This window comes from Chthonomonas sp. (genome assembly GCA_016788115.1).
Lineage (GTDB): Bacteria > Armatimonadota > Fimbriimonadia > Fimbriimonadales > Fimbriimonadaceae > UBA2391.
In genome coordinates this window covers 307998-324639 of the sequence record JAEURR010000005.1, presented here as the reverse complement: position 1 = coordinate 324639, position 16642 = coordinate 307998, and the positions used below count along the sequence as shown (strand labels likewise).

At 60.0% G+C, this 16642-nt stretch carries 18 protein-coding genes and 1 tRNA gene; 11 read left to right on the top strand and 8 right to left on the bottom strand.

The window, feature by feature from the left end; all coding sequences use genetic code 11:
- Positions 1-16 precede the first annotated feature (16 nt).
- A complete protein-coding gene (locus JNM85_04170) occupies positions 17-2005 on the top strand; it encodes a 4Fe-4S dicluster domain-containing protein (GenBank protein ID MBL8087251.1) in 1989 nt (662 codons plus the stop codon).
- Positions 2002-2367 carry a holo-ACP synthase gene (gene acpS / locus JNM85_04165; GenBank protein ID MBL8087250.1) on the top strand — a complete coding sequence of 122 codons (366 nt, stop codon included), beginning with the start codon at positions 2002-2004 and terminating at the stop codon, positions 2365-2367. The genes JNM85_04170 and acpS overlap by 4 nt, the downstream gene beginning before the upstream one ends.
- Here the strand turns inward: acpS and JNM85_04160 are convergent.
- The 5 genes from JNM85_04160 to JNM85_04140 all read right to left on the bottom strand — a co-directional run bounded on the left by JNM85_04160 (position 2340) and on the right by JNM85_04140 (position 7109).
- Positions 2340-3713 carry a deoxyribodipyrimidine photo-lyase gene (locus tag JNM85_04160; GenBank protein ID MBL8087249.1) on the bottom strand — a complete coding sequence of 458 codons (1374 nt, stop codon included), beginning with the start codon at positions 3711-3713 and terminating at the stop codon, positions 2340-2342. The two genes, acpS and JNM85_04160, sit on opposite strands and share 28 nt — an antisense overlap.
- 81 nt (positions 3714-3794) lie before the next feature.
- Positions 3795-4385, bottom strand: coding sequence for a PEP-CTERM sorting domain-containing protein (locus JNM85_04155; GenBank protein MBL8087248.1), 591 nt, complete (start codon positions 4383-4385; stop codon positions 3795-3797).
- Positions 4386-4432: 47 nt separating this feature from the next.
- Entirely contained in the window at positions 4433-4966 is a 534-nt protein-coding gene (locus JNM85_04150; GenBank protein MBL8087247.1) for a hypothetical protein, read from the bottom strand.
- A gap of 2 nt (positions 4967-4968) precedes the next feature.
- Positions 4969-5580 (bottom strand): YceI family protein, encoded by a 612-nt coding sequence (locus JNM85_04145; GenBank protein ID MBL8087246.1) that lies wholly within the window; start codon positions 5578-5580, stop codon positions 4969-4971.
- Between the two features lie 95 nt (positions 5581-5675).
- Positions 5676-7109, bottom strand: coding sequence for a tyrosine phenol-lyase (locus tag JNM85_04140; protein ID MBL8087245.1), 1434 nt, complete (start codon positions 7107-7109; stop codon positions 5676-5678).
- A gap of 407 nt (positions 7110-7516) precedes the next feature.
- Here JNM85_04140 and JNM85_04135 point away from each other — a divergent pair, with 407 nt between their 5' ends.
- The 7 genes from JNM85_04135 to JNM85_04105 all read left to right on the top strand — a co-directional run bounded on the left by JNM85_04135 (position 7517) and on the right by JNM85_04105 (position 11322).
- Complete coding sequence (locus JNM85_04135; GenBank protein ID MBL8087244.1) at positions 7517-8395, top strand: DM13 domain-containing protein; 879 nt, start codon at positions 7517-7519, stop codon at positions 8393-8395.
- Between the two features lie 29 nt (positions 8396-8424).
- Entirely contained in the window at positions 8425-8865 is a 441-nt protein-coding gene (locus JNM85_04130; protein MBL8087243.1) for a hypothetical protein, read from the top strand.
- Positions 8866-8929: 64 nt separating this feature from the next.
- The gene (locus JNM85_04125; protein MBL8087242.1) at positions 8930-9466 is read left to right on the top strand and encodes a sigma-70 family RNA polymerase sigma factor; all 537 of its coding nucleotides are present in this window, start codon (positions 8930-8932) and stop codon (positions 9464-9466) included.
- A gap of 51 nt (positions 9467-9517) precedes the next feature.
- The gene (locus tag JNM85_04120) at positions 9518-9745 is read left to right on the top strand and encodes a hypothetical protein (GenBank protein ID MBL8087241.1); all 228 of its coding nucleotides are present in this window, start codon (positions 9518-9520) and stop codon (positions 9743-9745) included.
- 40 nt (positions 9746-9785) lie between these two features.
- Positions 9786-10142, top strand: coding sequence for a hypothetical protein (locus JNM85_04115; GenBank protein MBL8087240.1), 357 nt, complete (start codon positions 9786-9788; stop codon positions 10140-10142).
- Between the two features lie 123 nt (positions 10143-10265).
- Entirely contained in the window at positions 10266-10454 is a 189-nt protein-coding gene (locus tag JNM85_04110) for a hypothetical protein (protein ID MBL8087239.1), read from the top strand.
- 256 nt (positions 10455-10710) lie between these two features.
- Positions 10711-11322, top strand: a complete 612-nt coding sequence (locus JNM85_04105; GenBank protein ID MBL8087238.1) for a hypothetical protein — start codon at positions 10711-10713, stop codon at positions 11320-11322.
- Position 11323: 1 nt separating this feature from the next.
- On the opposite strand, the gene JNM85_04100 is transcribed toward JNM85_04105, so the two are convergent.
- Entirely contained in the window at positions 11324-12295 is a 972-nt protein-coding gene (locus tag JNM85_04100) for a hypothetical protein (protein MBL8087237.1), read from the bottom strand.
- A gap of 266 nt (positions 12296-12561) precedes the next feature.
- Between JNM85_04100 and JNM85_04095 the strand changes: the two genes are divergently transcribed.
- A complete protein-coding gene (locus tag JNM85_04095) occupies positions 12562-14736 on the top strand; it encodes a redoxin domain-containing protein (protein ID MBL8087236.1) in 2175 nt (724 codons plus the stop codon).
- A gap of 260 nt (positions 14737-14996) precedes the next feature.
- On the opposite strand, the gene JNM85_04090 is transcribed toward JNM85_04095, so the two are convergent.
- Positions 14997-15072: transfer RNA gene (locus tag JNM85_04090), tRNA-Ala, on the bottom strand.
- A gap of 72 nt (positions 15073-15144) precedes the next feature.
- Here JNM85_04090 and JNM85_04085 point away from each other — a divergent pair.
- On the top strand, positions 15145-16206 hold the full coding sequence (locus JNM85_04085) for an acyl-CoA/acyl-ACP dehydrogenase (GenBank protein ID MBL8087235.1): 1062 nt from the start codon (positions 15145-15147) through the stop codon (positions 16204-16206).
- Here JNM85_04085 and JNM85_04080 read toward each other — a convergent pair.
- Positions 16203-16634 carry a biotin/lipoyl-binding protein gene (locus tag JNM85_04080; GenBank protein ID MBL8087234.1) on the bottom strand — a complete coding sequence of 144 codons (432 nt, stop codon included), beginning with the start codon at positions 16632-16634 and terminating at the stop codon, positions 16203-16205. The genes JNM85_04085 and JNM85_04080 overlap by 4 nt on opposite strands.
- Between the last annotated feature and the right edge of the window lie 8 nt (positions 16635-16642).

Sequence of the window (16642 nt, the reverse complement as noted above, 5' to 3'; positions counted from 1 at the left end):
AGATAGAATTCGATTCGTGCAACCGACTCGAGCCGAGTTCTTGCACATGGGCAGTGGCCACAAGGTCGTGTTCTATGTGCTCATCCTCAGCGCATGCGCCTATGCGGCATGGCGGTTCTTTGAGCGTGCGCGGTACTGGCGTCATGGCAAGCCCATCGATTGGAAGCCAACGCCCGTTCGCAACATCGTGAGCTACATTCTTGGCCAGCGAAAGGTCATGAATGCGCGGCCCAAATCCGGCGCGCCGATGCACCTGTTCATTTTCTACGGGTTCGTCTCACTCTTCATCGCCACCACCCTGCTCGGCATCAACACCTATTCGCCGTTCAAATTCCACGTCGGCACGTACTATCTGATCTACGAGGGGCTTTTCGATTCGCTCGGACTGTTCCTGATCATCGGCGTCGTTTGGGCCCTCGCCCGGCGCCACGCCTTTCGACTTTCGGTCATCAGTCATGGGTGGAAAGATCTGTGGGCTCTCTATCTGCTGTTGGTCTTGGGTGTGACCGGATACGTGCTCGAAGCGGCCCGTATCCGCAACAACCCGCAGACTTGGGACTGGGTCTCGTGGGTCGGGTTTTCGATGTCCAAGGCGATGCCCGATGTTTCGGCGTCTACATACGTTGCCCTTTGGTGGTTCCATGCGGCGCTGGTCATGGTGTTCATCGCGGGTCTGCCGCACATGCGCCTAAAGCATATCGTCATGGCGATCGCAAGTGCGGCCGGAGCTCCCGCAAAGCCCATGGGTCAGCTCGCGCCGATCTCGATGGAAGAGGTCGAGGAGACGGGCAAGATCGGAGTCGAGATGCCCAGTGAGTTCTCTCGCTGGCACCTGATGTCACTCGATGCGTGCATGGAGTGCGGCCGCTGTACGGAAGTCTGCCCCGCCAACGGCGCGGGCAAGAAGCTTAACCCGAAGATGATCGTTCAGGACATTCACCATGCGATCACCGTGGGGGAGGCCGTCGCTCCCCGCGTGAGCGAGGAGTCGCTGTGGGCATGTACGACCTGCAACGCGTGCGTGGAAGCCTGTCCGGTGCTGATCCGTCACGTCGATCTCATCGTCGATACGCGCCGCAACCTGGTGGCCGAGGGCAAGCTGAGTGGGACCGCTGCGACCGTCCTCCGACAGACCGCCTCGACGGGGAACGCATGGGGGACCCCCGCCAACGAGCGTGAATCGTGGATGACGGGTTTGGATGTCCCCCTAGCCCGTGAGAAGAAACAGTTCGATGTTCTCTTCTGGGTTGGCTGCGCGGGTGCGACCGACCCGGGCGCGGTCCGAACGACCAAGGCCATGGCCGAGCTTATGGCTAAGGCGGGCGTGAACTACGCATGCTTGGGCCAAGAAGAGACCTGCACGGGCGACCCCGCGCGCCGCATTGGCGACGAGTTTCTCTTCCAAGAGAAGGCCATGACGAACGTCGCCGTCTTTGCGCAGTACGAGTTCAAGCGGATTGTCACCGCCTGCCCGCACTGCTTCAACACCCTGCTCAATGAGTACCCGCAGTTCGACGGCAAGTACGACGTCGTACACCACTCGCAGCTTCTCCGCGAGTTGATTGAGGCGGGCAAGCTCAAGTCCGCGAGCCCGCTCAAGGGGGACGTCACGTACCATGACCCGTGCTATCTGGCCCGCATCAATGACGAGAGCGACGCCCCCCGAACGGTTCTCGGGGAAAGCACCTCGCTGAACGGCGGCGCGCCCATCTTGGTACAGATGGTCACCCAGAGCACGAATCGCAAAGCGATCGCCGAGCCCGAGCACCATGGACGCAAGACGTTATGCTGCGGTGCGGGCGGCGGCCGGATGTGGATGGAAGAAGAGCCCGACCAGCGACCGAGCACCCGGCGCACCGAGGAGCTTCTGGCTACCGGCGCGAAAACTGTGGCCGTCGGTTGCCCGTTCTGCCGCATCATGCTCGACGCCTCGATCAAGCAGGTCACCGATGACGAGATCAATCTAGTGGACATCGCCGAGCTCATGAGGGACGCAAATCGATGATCCTCGGTATTGGCGTTGACGTAGTAGAGATTGACCGGATTGCGGCTGCAGCGGAGCATCCCAGGTTCGCCTCGAGGATATTGACGGTTCTGGAGCTCGAAGCCCTTGCCCAAGAGCCCGACCGGGTGCGGTTCTTGGCCGGGCGTTGGGCCATGAAGGAGGCGATCAAAAAAGCTTGCCCATGGCTGCACTCGTGGCATGCCGCCGAGATCACCCGTGGTACTCACGGCGAGCCCCGAGCGCATGTGTTCGGGATCGACCATTCGGAGCGCGTCCACGTTTCGCTCACCCACGAGCGTGGGCTTGTGGTCGCCATGGCGCTCCGCGAGCAGTACTATGACGTCGCGCGGCTGAGCATCTGAATCGCTCGTTTGCGCTGGGCTCCGTGGTCCACGATCGGACGGGGGTAGCGCTGCGCCCCGGCCGCAAGAAGATCGAATGAGGAGAGATTTGCCGGTTCATGGATTTGCTGATCCGACAGACCCTGCAACTCGGGAACCCAGGCGCGAATGAACTCCCCTTTCGGATCGAACTTCCTGCTTTGGAGGGTGGGATTGAAGATGCGGAAGTACGGCTGAGCGTCGGCCCCTGTGCCCGCGCACCACTGCCACCCGCCGTTGTTCTGGGCTAAGTCAAAGTCGAGCAGCAATCGGGCAAAGTACGCTTCCCCGAGCCGCCAATCGAGGAGTAGATCTTTCGTCAGGAACGACGCGGTGATCATGCGGAGCCGATTGTGAATCCAGCCGGTCGCCTTGAAGCAGCGCATGGCCGCATCCACGATGGGGTAGCCGGTTTGCCCTTCCGTCCAAGCGTGGAACAGTTCCAGGTTCTCTTCCCACCGTACGCTATCGAACTCGTGCCGGAAACACCGGTCCACCACGTGCGGGAATTGGCCCAAGATCATCTGATAGAACTCGCGCCAAATGAGCTCGCGGGTCCATGACCTGGCTCCTGCGCTCGATCTCTCCATGGATGCGCGGAAGCATTCTCGAACTGAGATCGTGCCGTGCCGCAGGTGGATACTCAGACCGCTCGTCGCTTCGGCGGCGGGTTCATCGCGTCGGTCGGCGTAGTCATCAATCTTCCGTAGAAAGCGATCAAGCGTGACTCGGGCATGGGCGGCTCCGGCGAGCACCGGCACGGTCGGGGGCCGGAAGCCGATGTCTTCAAAGCTGCGCAGTTCGGTCCCGGGCACGTCCAATCGATCGGCGGGCCACCACCGATTTTGGTGGACTGGTCGCTCGGCGATGTCGCCGGACGTGCATGCGGCGAGCCACGCCTTGCTGTATGGGGTGAACACGCGAAATGGGGTGCCGCCGCCGCTCAAGATCTCTTCGGGTGCAAGAACGAGGTGATCTTTGGATAAGACGAAATCGATCGCGAGCGATGTCAGTGCGTGGGCCACCTTCCGGTCACGCTCGATTGCGTAAGGCTCCCAATCGCGATTCGTGACTACGCGTTCAACGCCCAGCATGGTCGCAATGCGAGGGATCTCGACTACTGGGTCGCCATGGGCCACCAAGAGCCGCGACCCCGAGCGGCGCAGCTCGGAGTCCACTTCGGCGAGCGAGTCGAGCAGAAACTGCACGCGTCGGTCGTCGCGATCCTGCAACGCGCGAAGGATGTTCGTATCGAAAACGAAGCAGACTGCCACCCGCTGCGAGTGGGCCGTTGCCAGCGCGAGCGCGGCGTGATCGTGCAGACGCACATCACGCCTTAGCCAAACCAGCGCAGAGGACCCTGGCACGCCAGGTTCTACGGCGTGCAGCAAGCAGACCTCCGCACGCAGTTAGCGTTTCAGACGTCGTCTCAGCAACAATCCCGCTCCGACCGCAAGAGCCGCGAGCGTCCCGGGTTCGGGTACCGGCTGGATCGACAGATAGAACTCGGTCGTGTTGTTGTTGTCCGAGAAGAAGTTGTCCTGCGCGGTACAGAAGATGTACTGTGCGCCCGCCGGGATGGTTAGGACGATGCCGTTGGCCGTCCCGGTGTTGTTATCGACCTGGAAATCCTCGGCGATGTCCGTCGAGAAGCCACCGATCTGGGTGTTCGGGCTGACCCAATCAGGCCCGGCATCGATCGCACCAGGAATACGGTTCAGATTGTTCGGGCCGAGCAACGCGGAGCTCGAACTAAAGACACAGCTCAGTCCATAGTCGGTCGGGGTAGGACCGCCCAGGTGGTTCCATGAGCCAGCCCGCTTGAGCAGGACGGTCTGCCCCGCGAAGAATCCGTTTGCGTTCAAGTTGATTGCATTGGCAGCGAACGGTGCCTCACCAAACGCGCGCAGGTACGTCGCGGGCGAGTTGACCAGAAAAAGCGTCGCGGATGCTGACCCAATCGTCGCGATCATCGTGAAGCCGAGGGTGATTGCTCTCATACCCTTGATCGGTCTGCACCGCCCAAGATGTGACGGAAGTTCTCGTGCTAAGGGGCAAGAATTGCGTTGATCGCCGCAGAAATCTCTGGTAAAGCCTCTTCGCTGGGGTCGACGAACGTTTGCGTGACCTTGCGGCCCTTCACGACGTAAACCACTGTTTTCCACCGCTCGTGCTCTTCGAGCTTGTAGTTTTTCATCAGGACCTTGAGCTTGACCGGGCGGCTGAGGAACGCCATGGCTTGGGGTTTCCAGGCGTCGGCCCAGCCCCGAAGCCGCGCGATGCTCGCCTTGTCATTGGCCTCTTGGTTCGCCTCGACGAGGAAGGTGTGCAGCGACTCTTCGGGAGCCGCTGCATCGATGGCGTCGATCGTGGTCACGATCTTCTGGAGCGTCTTGGCGCCGCTCCCGTGTGTCCACACGTACACCATCGGCTGGATGGTGTACTCGCACACGGGGCACATGTTGGTGTCTGCGTAGTCGCCGTTGATCCAGTACGGCTCGAAGGGAGAGACGCTATCGCCCACAGCGAGCCCAGGTGCGGGCAGAGCGGCGATGAGAGCGGCGGCCAAGAGACTTGTCATGGTTACTTGGGGGCGACGCCGATGGTCGCGAGGTCGATCTCGATCGTATCGCCGATGAGGTCCGTGCTCAGATCGGGGCTAACCTTGTAGTCCGATCGCTTGATCGAGAACTTGCTGACGATCTTCAGCAGGTCTCCATCTCTGCGCAAGCCGCCGCGCTTCTTGATCATGTTCGGCAGATAGCTCACCGATGCGTTTGCAGTGAGCGAGCGCGTGACGTCCTTGATCGTGAAATCGCCGCTAACCCGCGCGTTCCACTGACCCTCGCCAGTCTTCTTCACCCGGTCGATTTTGGTCACAACGAAAGTCATGGTCGGGTATTTCGCTACTTCCAGGCACCAATCGCCATGCATGGCTCCGGTCATATCGGCGCTGCCGAGGGTCACAGAACTTGCGTCAATTACGATCTTGCCCGTGGATTTCTCGGGCTTGGCAGGGTCGAAGACGATTGAACCGGACACGCCATTCGCATGACCACGCACGGGCTCCAGCAACGAATCGATTTTCAGGCTAAGGCCACTGACACCCTTCGGGTCCTTCATATCGAAGGTCAACGGGGGTGCGGGTTGAGCCAGGAGGGTTCCCGCGACGAGGAGAAGCGTGAGTGTTTTCATAGGAGATAGAGGCATTATCCTCTACGAATGCTTGACGTAGCAATTAGATTCCCCGTTCCGGCGGAATGTTGCCCTGAACCGGTCATGAAATGCCGCTAATCCAGTGGCTCGAACCTCGCTTGGAAGAATCGCAGGCTCTCGGGTTCGTACACCATCTCCAGTCCCTTTGGCTTGTTCTTGGACTGGAAGACGCTCAGAACCGATTCGGCCGTGACGTCCATGTGCGCCTGGGTGTAGACCCGCCGTGGCAAAGTCAGCCGAACGAGTTCTAGTTTCGGCGCGTGATTCAGCCCGGTTTTGTGATCGCGGCCCGCCGAGACGATCCCCCGCTCCATAGACCGCACGCCACTGTCCAAATACAACTCGGCGGCGAGAGTCTGGGCTGGGAAAGCTTCCTGAGGCATATCGGGGAAAAACGCGCGGGCATCAAGGTACACCGCATGGCCCCCGATGGGGCGCACAATGGGCACACCCCACTCGATCAGCAGTTCGCCTAGATACTCGACTTGGCCGACGCGCGCACGCATGTGGTCGTCTTGAACAGACTCGACGATGCCGCGGGCCATGGCTTCCATATCGCGCCCGGCCATACCGCCGTACGTATGGAGCCCTTCGTACACGACCACGAGATTGCGCGCCTTTTCGGCGAGAACGTCATCGTTCAGCGACAGCCAACCCCCAATGTTGACGAGCGGATCCTTCTTGCCACTCATGGTCCCGCCGTCCGTGTGCGAGCAGAACTCGCGGAGGATCTCGGCGACCGAGTAGTTGGCGTAGCCCGGCTCACGTTGTTGGATGAAGTACGCGTTCTCGACGGCGCGGGTGGCGTCGAGCATGATCGGCACTCCGTACCGGTTGCAAAGCAGCCGGGTCTCTCGCAAGTTCGCCATGCTCACCGGCTGCCCTCCCGCCATATTCACTGTGGCCGCTAAGCTCAGGTAAGGGATCTTCTCTCGCCCATGCTCCTTGAGGACGGCCTCAAGCTTGTTCAGATCGACATTCCCCTTGAATGGCAGTTCGGCCGTAGGATCGTGTGCTTCGTCCACGATGACATCCATGAACGTCGCGCCCGCGTGCTCCTGGTGGAACCGCGTAGTCGTGAAGTACATGTTGCCTGGGATCACGTCGCCCGGCTTGGTGGTGATCTGGCTCAGAATGTTTTCTGCGCCGCGGCCCTGGTGGGTAGGGATCAGGTGGTTGTAGCCATAGTACGTGTGGACCGTGGACTCGAGCTTATAGAAATTTCGGCTTCCGGCGTACGCCTCGTCGCCGAGCATCATCCCCGCCCACTGCCAGTCGCTCATAGCACTCGTCCCCGAGTCGGTGAGCAGATCAATGTAGACGTCGTCCGAAGGGATCAGGAAGGTGTTGTAGCCAGCGGCGGCAAGCACCTCTGCACGGTGCTCGCGCGTGGTCATCCGGATGGGCTCGACCATTTTGATCTTGTAAGGCTCGGCCCATGAGCGACGGCGGTGCTGCTGGCCCGCGGTCGAAACTGGATCGTGATGGGATCGGTTTGCGGTAGCCATGCATAAATTGTGGCATTCTTGCGCATATCTTGGGGCGCAACGAAACCTGGCCTGGACCGTGGGGTCTAGGCCAGGTGGTGCAAGCTAAGAACTGCGCTTAGCCGCGTTTCTTGCGGCGCACGAGCATCCCGATCGACGCTAGAAGCAGAAGCCCGGTGGTGAACCGAGGTTCCGGCGCAATGACGGTGCCAATGGCAACGATCGTTGCCGAGCCTAACCCGGACATCGCAACCAAAGAACACACAGCACACAACCGCAGTTGAATAGTGTGCAGGGCACTTCACGGGTTGGTCAGCGAGATTGCATGTTCTTGGTCGTTCCCGAACCAGCGAGCCATTTTTGAACCTAGCCAAACAATCTCTCAATATTCTTGGAGTCGTTTTGCACCCATCGAACCTTCCGATGACATGCAAGCCAAAACCAAGCATATTCTCCTCGCGGTGGGCGCACCCGCAGTCGTCCTCGGCTGGTACGCATTCCGCCCCGAGCTCGCCTTCGTCAACAAACACGTCCAAGAGTCGCTCCCGGTCTCGAGCAGCCAAGCGATCCAGCAGCTCGGTAAGGGCATGTTCGCTTCGTATGCTCACGAGACGACTGGCATGGCCGAGATCCTCCGGGTGGACGGCAAGCCCATACTGCGTCTTTCCAACTTCAAGACTTCGAACGGGCCCGACGTTCACGTCTTGCTCACCCGCAGCGACGACCCGAAGATATTCGACAATGGGTCAGCCCTCGACCTCGGTGTGATCAAGGGTAATGAAGGCGACCAGAACTACACACTGCCCAACGGCACCATGACCGACCAATACGAGTCTGTCACGATCTGGTGCAAGCGGTTCAACGTCAGCTTCGGTGGGGCGAAGATCGAGCCGACCGCGAAGCCCATCTCCTTCAACTCAAGTCAGACGTCCTTCCAGACCATCAGCGCCGAGATCCGGGTCACCTCCGGCTCCCTCCGCGGGGGCGGATTTGCAGGCCTCTTCGAGGCCAACAACGGTCGAGTGCTGAGCATCAGCGAGTTCAGACCCAAAGGGCTCAAGGCGGCGGACGTGTACCTGGTCAAGGCCGAACGCCTGGGCAAGTCGTACGATTTCAACTCGCTCACGAAGGTCAAGCTCGGTACCTGGAAGGCAGGCAAGCGCACCCAGCAGTTCGCCGTCTCAAAGGAGATCGATGCGTGGCTCTACCGCAGCGTGATCCTCTTCAACCCGGAGACCCGCAAGCCGATCGCAACCGCGTCGCTTCGCTCGGACCAAGAACGCACCAAGAAGGCTTCTCTTCTCTAACCGCATTCGCTCAAATCAAGGAAACAACCATGAAAACCCTCAACACACTCATCGTCGCTCTGGCCTTTGCCACATTCGCCACCCCGGCCGCCATGGCCCAAGACATGAAGACCGGTCAAAGAATGGATCAGCACGGCATGACCATGGCCAAGCCGGTGACTTCCGGCGCGTTCCACGGCGTGGAAGTGAACGGAGGGACCGTCTCGTTCAGCATGGACAAGGGCGTTGGGATGCTCTCGGTCAGCAAGGACTTCGCGCTCCCCAAGAGCCCCGCCCCGCACTGGCAGATCGTGGACGCCAAGGGCAACGTGTACTTGCTCAATCAGTTCCGCATCGCGGGCGACAAGACAAACCTGACGATCCGGTTACCCAAGTACATCACGAGCGTCGCAAAGGTCCAGGTCTGGTGCTCTTACGCCGAGGTCGTGCTTGGCGAAGCGAAGTTCGACAAAGTGGTCATGGTTCACTAAGTCCGCGCGCGCCGCTTGGCTCGTCCTTCCTAGCGAGGGGCGAGCCACAGACCTTTCAAATCTCATGACCCTGTTTCGACAAAAGGCCAGCCCGAAACCCCGATTCGAGTCGGTTGTGGAATCGGATCTACCCGTGCTCTACCGACTCGCCCAGGCGCTCACCGGCAATCAGACCGACGCCGAAGACTTGGTGGCGCAGACGCTCTACCTTTCCGCCAAGGCGTGGCACGCCTTTGATGGTCGGCACCCGCGTAGCTGGATGATCAAGATCATGCGCAACGAACACCTGAGCTCGGTCCGCAAGAAATCTGCGAGCGCGACGGTAGCGCTGGACGACGTGGCCGAGCCGAGCGCCGAGGGGTTTTGGGAAGCCATCGACTGGCGCGCCATCGGCGAGTCAGTGATCGCTGAGCTCGCGCAGATTCCCGAAGAGTACGGATTTGCGGTCGCCCTGTGCGATATCGAGGAGATGAGCTACGAAGAGGCTGCCGAGGCGATGAACTGCCCGGCGGGAACGGTGCGTTCGCGCCTGTACCGGGGGCGAAACATGCTTCGCGCCCGACTCGTCCGCCGATTGGGTGAGACCACCGACTTTGCCTGAGGAACTTGGATGAAGCAAACACACGATCAAGAAGGACCCCCGTGCCGACACATGGAGAAGATGCTCCACCAGGCCGCCGACGGCACCGGCCGAGGTTGGCAGCGGTGGTACGCGTTGGCGCACGCCGCACGCTGCCCGCGCTGCGGCCGGTTCCTGGACCGCCTACGCGAGACGCTGACCCAGCTACGGGCGACCCGCAACCGACCCATGCCAGAGGACCTCAGCGCCCGGCTGAAGGAAGGCAAGTGGCGCGATGCGTTGGACGAGGACGCGGGGTGATAGTTAGGGAGGGGTACAGAGCGGTGGAGGAGAGCGTTTCTTGGCTCTGCCTCACGTCGTTGGCTACCACATTCGTAGCGATATCGATCAGCGTATCGGTGGTGCATGCACGGCTTGCCGCGGCGGCGGCGACCAACGTTACATTGCTTTCATTGCTTGCTGCGCTACATCGTGTGGCGTATGTAAATTTCCAACGCTGAGCTTGTACTGGCCGGACGACTCGCTATCGCATTTTAGGTCGGTCGAGGCGGTGCCACTGGAGCGGCATGATTTGATGCTTGTCCCGTCCGACCTAAAGGGCAATGGATCAGAGCTCCAGTACTGGAGTTGCAACAACGAGCTTGCGACTTCTGCGCCGGATTCGTGGATTCGAGAAATCGTAGCTCCCAAAGCCTGATACTGCGTTTCATCCGAATCGCTGAGCGACATGCGAAGTGTTGACAAGAGCGAAACAACCACCAACCAACTGACGTGATAAGAAATGTAGATCCAGAAGCTATGGGATCTGCAGGAGGCAACTATGCCAAGAGACATCCAGTCAGACAATGAATATGCTACCGTCAAGGTCACCTCTGGAACTCACAAGGATACAGGGGAGACAACCACTGACTTCATTATAGTGGACAAGGAGGCCGGAGGACACCATCATGTCGTGATCACCGAAGATGGCAAGACCGTTCACAACGAGTTCACGCAAGACAAGAAGTGAGTGTTATTCACTAGCGCTCTGCAAGGGGCGTAACACGCTCCCCCGTAGCTCTTTGAGCAGGGGGAAGCGTGCTACTATTTCACACGGTGTGCTTAGACGCGTGGGGCCTCCGCAAGCAAAATCCAATTCGCAAAATTCGATGCCAACGGTTTGTCGATCATTTCACTGACTTCGATGGGCTCGTGTACGTAATAAAGCGCTCCGATCCCAACAAGCGTACAAGGATTCGTGGGTCTCATCGCAGAATTGATCAGTAATGAGACATTCTATTGGCTTCTGCGTTGTAGTGGCTCTCGTCGTTGCTGGGTGTCAACAGAAGGCAGCCGAGCCCGTGATGGGCATTCTCGGCGACCAGGCACCCACCTTCTCTCAGGATAGGTGCAAGACGCTGGGCGCATTCGTTATCGGCCCATGGGTGATAAAGGACACCTCGGGGCTGGGGGACAGCAAGAATCGGCGCGAGGTCGCCTCGGGTTCGGAAGTCGGCAGCGGCAAGAAGTTCGACTTCAATGCGGATGGCTCATTCACGTTCGTGAATGGTCCCTACACGTTCCAAGGCGTGTGGACTGACCAAGACAAGACCGTCGCGCTGGACTCCAAGATGCTGAACAACAAACCGCTGGCCGCGGCGATCAGCGAGATCCGACACCGCGCCTCCAGTGGCCGCCAAGGTGACATCGCGAACGACATCTTCATTGATTGGGCGGAGCAAGAGCTACCTGGCATGTCGTCGATCGAGTTGACTGACAACTTTCGAGACTTGCGTTTTACGTCTGATAAGTCCACGGACATGCCAGGGCAAGAACTCAAGCTGCCCACCATGTCGCCGTCGCTGCTGCGCCTAGGCCCGGTCAAGCCCGCCGAGTAACTTACCTTCTGGCTCTGCGTCTCCGATAGGTCGTAATCGCAAGGCACCCCAGGCCGAGCGTGAGGTTCGTGTCTGGCTCCGGCACCGCGAGGTTCACCTCACGGATGGAGTACCCCGCGCGGTGGGTCCGCAGGTCCAGATCGGCCGTATGCGAGTAATCCGATGTGGAAAAGATCTCGAACGGGCCTTGGTCGTTCTGAGCGGTGACCGTCATCTTGTAGTCCAGCCCGATCACTTCTCCGGTTGGTACTTCGACGATGTCCTGTATGTTCTCCACGTAGTGCTGGTCCCAAAGGAAGTCGTGCCCGTTTGTTGACGTCATCGTTCCAGTCGAATTGGTCCAAGAGCTGTTCCATCCCGCTGCCGACCAACCGTTGTTTGTAGTGAGCGACGTGGTGAGCCCGTTCTTTAGGTTCAAATTGCCATCGGCCAAGAACAGGCTGGTGACGCCCATCGAGCTTTCCAGCGTCATTTCCACCTTGACGCTCGCCCAGACTTTGTCGGACGTCGCGGAGTTCGACGAGGCGTACAAGTACCCGTCGAAAAAGCTAAAGAGATCAATGAGTGTCGTCGCCGTCGGTCCGGTAGCGACCCAGTTGGAGTGAATGCGTATGCTGGCCTCTGCGAAAACGCCGTTCGGTGGTCCACCGCCGGGTGACCATCCGCCCGCCCGGGCGTACGCGCCATCGACCCCAGGGATCGTCGTCATCGCCATGGCGTCGGCGTCATCGTAAGCGACCACCCGCGTGCCGTCCCCAAACCCGGTCGAGCCGCTCTTGGGCACGTAGGCTCGGTTACTCACGCTGGCCGGAATGACGGCTTGCGGAAAGAACAGGCCTGCCGCGGACGGGGTAGAAGACGTCCCCTGATAGGCGGCCTTTGCTTCGGCAATGGCGAAAGGCAAGGCGGTTGCGGTGGCGACCGCTGAAGTCGCGAACAGGCCCAGAACGGACCACCATTTACTTAGTGTCATCCTCTCTTCTCCTTGAACCCCCGCGGCCACGAACTGGACCACAATCTTGCTGGTTCACATCATAGGATATATTAAGTCTGCAATTTTGTCAAATAAGTCACAAAAAAAGTCTTGCGGCTCCGGACCCGCTGGAATGGACATGAGTTCTCACCGAGCCAAGTTTGCTGGCTCATCGAGTGGCCTAGAGCCATAGAGTGCGATACTGCACAGCCACTGCTGGGCGGGTCCCGCGTCCCAGGTAACGTGGATGCAGTTGTGTTTGTGCCATGAAATTTCTATGTGCAGCGTTTCTTGTCCTCGTCTCATCTCTTGCCCTTGCGGACGATCTACCCGGCCACTCGAAGCACGGTTCAGCGTTTGACTCCGGCATGCGGACCCGGCCGTGGGTCATGCAGGGGATTGGCGATACGCCATTCCCGATCACCACTAAGAGCCCGGAGGTGCAAAAGTGGTTTAGCCAGGGGACAGCTCTACTCCATTCGTTCTGGTTCGAGGAGGCCGAGCGGTCGTTCCGTTGGTGCCTGAAACTTGAGCCCGAGAACGCGATGGCGTACTGGGGACTGGCCCGCTGCGGGTTCAATTGGTTCTCGGTAAGGGTCCCGACCTATGATGAGAAGTCGTTTGGCCGATACACAACCTTCTTGAGCGAGGCGGTGCGCCGCAAGTCGCAGGTCACCGAGCGCGAGCGGATGTACATCGAGGCGTGGGAGCAGACTTACGCGCCGGACGTCAAGGAGCGGGCTAAGACGATGGTCGCTGCGCTTCAGAAGATCGTCGTCAAGTACCCCGAAGACATCGAAGCCAAGAGTATGCTCGCCCTGTACAACATCGGTCAGGGGAGCGCATTTGCCAATCAACTGCTGATCCAGCAAGTCCTCGATAAGAATCCGATGCACCCCGGGGCGCACCACGCCAGCATTCACAATTGGGACGGCGTCTCGCCCGAGCAGGCACTGCTGAGCTGCAATCTGTACGGCAAGGCGGCCCCTGGGGTCGGCCACGCCATGCATATGCCCGGCCATATCTATAGCAAGATCGGCATGTGGCACGAGGCGGCGATCGCCATGGATTCGGCGACCCGAACCGAATTGCGGTACATGAACGAGCGGCTTGCGTTGCCGTTTGAGACTTGGAACTATCCGCACAACCGCAACTACCTTTGCTACATCCAGGAGCAGCTCGGCATGGCCAAGGCCTCGTTCCAGGGATCGGCGGACATGCTGGCCGCCCCTCGCGATCCGGAATACAACTCGGACGATTCGGGTGGGATCCGAATGGAGGGCCTCATGGCCACCGTTCGCGCGCTGGTCAAGTACGAACAGTGGGACCGGATTCTAGCCCCGAATGGTGTGGACTGGGGCGGGGAAGGGCCGATTGTGGGTGCCTTCCGCAACCTCGCAGAGGCGTTTGCCTATAACGGAACTGGCAAATCATTCGAGGCGCGGGTGCGCGTGAACAATATCAAAGCGATCGTCGCGGAGATGAAACCCAAGGACGCGCCCGCAAGCGAGCAAGATCTGATGCTTGACGTGATCGACGCGATCGTCACTTTGGGCGAGGGCAAGACGCTCGAGGGCCAGCGCAAGATGCTGAATGCGGCGGAGCTGGAACGTCAGTTGCGTAGCCGAGGAGAGTACACGAACGATCCGCCTGCGTTGCCCTGGCCGGTGATGCGGGTGCTGGGAGACCACTACCGAAAGCAGGGTGAAAATCGACTCGCGATCCAGTGCTATGAAGAGGCCCTACAGACAGAACAGAACGACGGGTTTTCGCTCTCGGGGCTAGCGCTCGCCCACCATGCTCTAGGTGAGGTGGAAAGGGCGACCTACTATGCTGGACGACTCGCCTACGTCTGGTCCCAAGCGGACCCGAATCTGAAGTGGATTGACGAAGTGACCAAACTCGGGCTGAATGCGAAGCCCATCGCGGAAACGCTGCGACCCGAGCGCGTGTACCAACCCAAGCAGCTCGACTGGATCGGACCGATGAACTGGGAACCGTTTGCTGCACCCGACCTGCTAGTGAAGGACCGAAACGGCAAGCCGGTACGCCTCAGCGACTTCCGCGGCAAGAACGTTCTCTTGGTCTTCTTCCTCGGCGAAGCGTGCGTCCACTGCGTGGGTCAGCTGAAGTCGATCAACGATCGGGCGCCGGAATTTGAGAACCTGAATACGGTGATGCTCGCGGTTTGCAGTGCGACTCCGGCCCAGCTGAAGCAATCGACGACGCTGGATCAGTCCGCGATCAAGTTCCTATCGGACAATGCCCACGAGAACGCGCGCAAGTTCTCGTCGTTCGATGACTTTGAGGACATGGAGCTGCACTCGACGATCCTCATCGATAAAAACGGCAAGGTGCGTTGGAAGCGAACGGGCGGTGCGCCGTTTATGAACATCGACTTCTTGCTGAATGAATTGAAGCGATTCAGCGGAGCGAAGTAAAGCCAGGGCTGGGGGACGATCCTCACGCCCTGCTGCGCGATGCCTTGAGCCGTTCGGGTAGTCCGGAGTGCCCTTCAACGTCGCGGCCCGAATCATGGGTGACTCGTTAGAGATGCTCGTTGAGGTGTACGCGCAATCCCAACCAGAAGCAAGGACAGAAGCAGTCCGCTAGGTGCCTGTTTGGGTGCTTATGATTCGGAATTTCACGAACCTGAATCTGGAATTTGAACACTTTTGCAGGTTCAAAAGGGGTAATTCTATGGTGGAGGATAGGGGGCTCGAACCCCTGACCTCTTGCATGCCATGCAAGCGCTCTCCCAGCTGAGCTAATCCCCCACGAGAAGACTTTCAGTATAGCTTCTTGGCGGTCCAGCGGTCAAGCCAGCTGTCCGCAGGTCACAATGGACCATGCCGGTCTCGCGCTTGATGAAAGGTGCCGAGGAGTTCCTCACAAACCAGGTTTCGCCGCTGGCGAACGCCATGGACACGGACTCGGGGCTACTCCACGGCGCGCTGAACGGTTTGTGTGAAGCCGGACTGATCTGCCTGCGCCGGCCCGCAGAATTCGGCGGTCCTGGGTTTGTTGACCGCGATTTTCGGGACTTCCAGGAACTGGTGGCGCGTCACTCCGGGGCGCTCGCATTCCTTCAAACTCAGCATCAAAGCGCGGTCTCGTTGCTGAGCAAGGGCGAGCCGTCCCCTTTGCGTGACCAGCTCCTGCACCAGGCGCACCAGCCGGACGAACTGATTGGGATCGGCTTCAGTCAGCTACGGCGGGCTGGCCCGCCGGTACTGCGCGCCGAGGCGACCGCGGGTGGCTACCGGATCGACGGGCATCTGCCATGGGCGACGGGGTTCGGTATGTTTCGACACCTTCTTTTGGCCGCGGCCCTGCCCGATGGAACTGCGGTCTTCGGCGTCATCCCCTTTGAGTCCGCCCCGGGCGTCCAATACTCCGAGCCCATGCGTTTGGCCGCCATGCAAGCCGCCCAAACGGTCACTGCCGAATTCGACGGTTACCAGCTCGACGCAAGCAAGGTGCTGTTTCTGCGCGAACCGAACTGGATCCACCGCAACGACATGATCAACGTGACGCTGCAAGGTTTCTTCGCCATCGGCTGCGCACGTGCGGGACTCGAATTAGCGATCGGCGGTGCATCGCGCCGAAAATCGACCGATGCGTTGCGCGACCTCGCCTCCCTCGAAGGCGAAATGGCCCAATGCCGAGATCAACTTGGACGGTCGCAGGCCCTGGGCGACGAGACGACCGACGAGCGGTTGCAACTACGCGCTTGGGCCATCGACCTGATGCTGCGGTGTACTTCGGCTGCTATCGTCGCTACCGGCGGCGCGGCGAACAGCACGGACCATGCGGCGCAGCGGGTGTATCGAGAGGCGATGGTCTTCGCCGTATCGGCGCAGACTACCCAGATCATGCTTGCGACGCTCTCGCGCTTGGCTGCGCGCTAGGGGTCGACGCGCACGAGCAAATCGCCCTCGGCGACCTGCTGACCCTTCTCCACCGGAAGCGCGCTCACCGTCCCTGCAAATGGCGCGACGATGGACTGTTGCATCTTCATGGCCTCGACAATCAGCAGCCGTTCACCCTTCTCGACGGTGGCACCCACGCGAGCATGGACTTCCACCACCAGGCCGGGCATCGGCGCGCGTTGCTCGCCGCTGACTTCGCCGCCAGCTTTGAGCTTTCCGGGTAGGGCTTTCTCGATCAGATAGGTTCGACCACGGTAGCTGACGTACGTCTTGCCACCGCTGCGAACGGCCAGAGCCGTGAACGAGCCCTCTGCGGTTCGGACCATCAACCGATCGCCGACCTCCGCCACATGGACGTCGGGTACCGGGTGCAGTTCGGCTTCATTGCCGTCGATGCGAACCTTCATCGGGATCA

What these genes read in the sequence shown, in the direction of transcription:
- acpS (MBL8087250.1), top strand. Translation starts at nt 2,002, where the DNA reads ATGATCCTCGGTATTGGCGTTGACGTAGTAGAGATTGACCGGATTGCG.
- JNM85_04155 (MBL8087248.1), bottom strand. Translation starts at nt 4,385, where the DNA reads ATGAGAGCAATCACCCTCGGCTTCACGATGATCGCGACGATTGGGTCA.
- JNM85_04150 (MBL8087247.1), bottom strand. Translation starts at nt 4,966, where the DNA reads ATGACAAGTCTCTTGGCCGCCGCTCTCATCGCCGCTCTGCCCGCACCT.
- JNM85_04145 (MBL8087246.1), bottom strand. Translation starts at nt 5,580, where the DNA reads ATGAAAACACTCACGCTTCTCCTCGTCGCGGGAACCCTCCTGGCTCAA.
- JNM85_04140 (MBL8087245.1), bottom strand. Translation starts at nt 7,109, where the DNA reads ATGGCTACCGCAAACCGATCCCATCACGATCCAGTTTCGACCGCGGGC.
- JNM85_04135 (MBL8087244.1), top strand. Translation starts at nt 7,517, where the DNA reads ATGCAAGCCAAAACCAAGCATATTCTCCTCGCGGTGGGCGCACCCGCA.
- JNM85_04130 (MBL8087243.1), top strand. Translation starts at nt 8,425, where the DNA reads ATGAAAACCCTCAACACACTCATCGTCGCTCTGGCCTTTGCCACATTC.
- JNM85_04125 (MBL8087242.1), top strand. Translation starts at nt 8,930, where the DNA reads ATGACCCTGTTTCGACAAAAGGCCAGCCCGAAACCCCGATTCGAGTCG.
- JNM85_04120 (MBL8087241.1), top strand. Translation starts at nt 9,518, where the DNA reads ATGGAGAAGATGCTCCACCAGGCCGCCGACGGCACCGGCCGAGGTTGG.
- JNM85_04110 (MBL8087239.1), top strand. Translation starts at nt 10,266, where the DNA reads ATGCCAAGAGACATCCAGTCAGACAATGAATATGCTACCGTCAAGGTC.
- JNM85_04105 (MBL8087238.1), top strand. Translation starts at nt 10,711, where the DNA reads ATGAGACATTCTATTGGCTTCTGCGTTGTAGTGGCTCTCGTCGTTGCT.
- JNM85_04100 (MBL8087237.1), bottom strand. Translation starts at nt 12,295, where the DNA reads ATGACACTAAGTAAATGGTGGTCCGTTCTGGGCCTGTTCGCGACTTCA.
- JNM85_04095 (MBL8087236.1), top strand. Translation starts at nt 12,562, where the DNA reads ATGAAATTTCTATGTGCAGCGTTTCTTGTCCTCGTCTCATCTCTTGCC.
- JNM85_04085 (MBL8087235.1), top strand. Translation starts at nt 15,145, where the DNA reads ATGCCGGTCTCGCGCTTGATGAAAGGTGCCGAGGAGTTCCTCACAAAC.
- JNM85_04080 (MBL8087234.1), bottom strand. Translation starts at nt 16,634, where the DNA reads ATGAAGGTTCGCATCGACGGCAATGAAGCCGAACTGCACCCGGTACCC.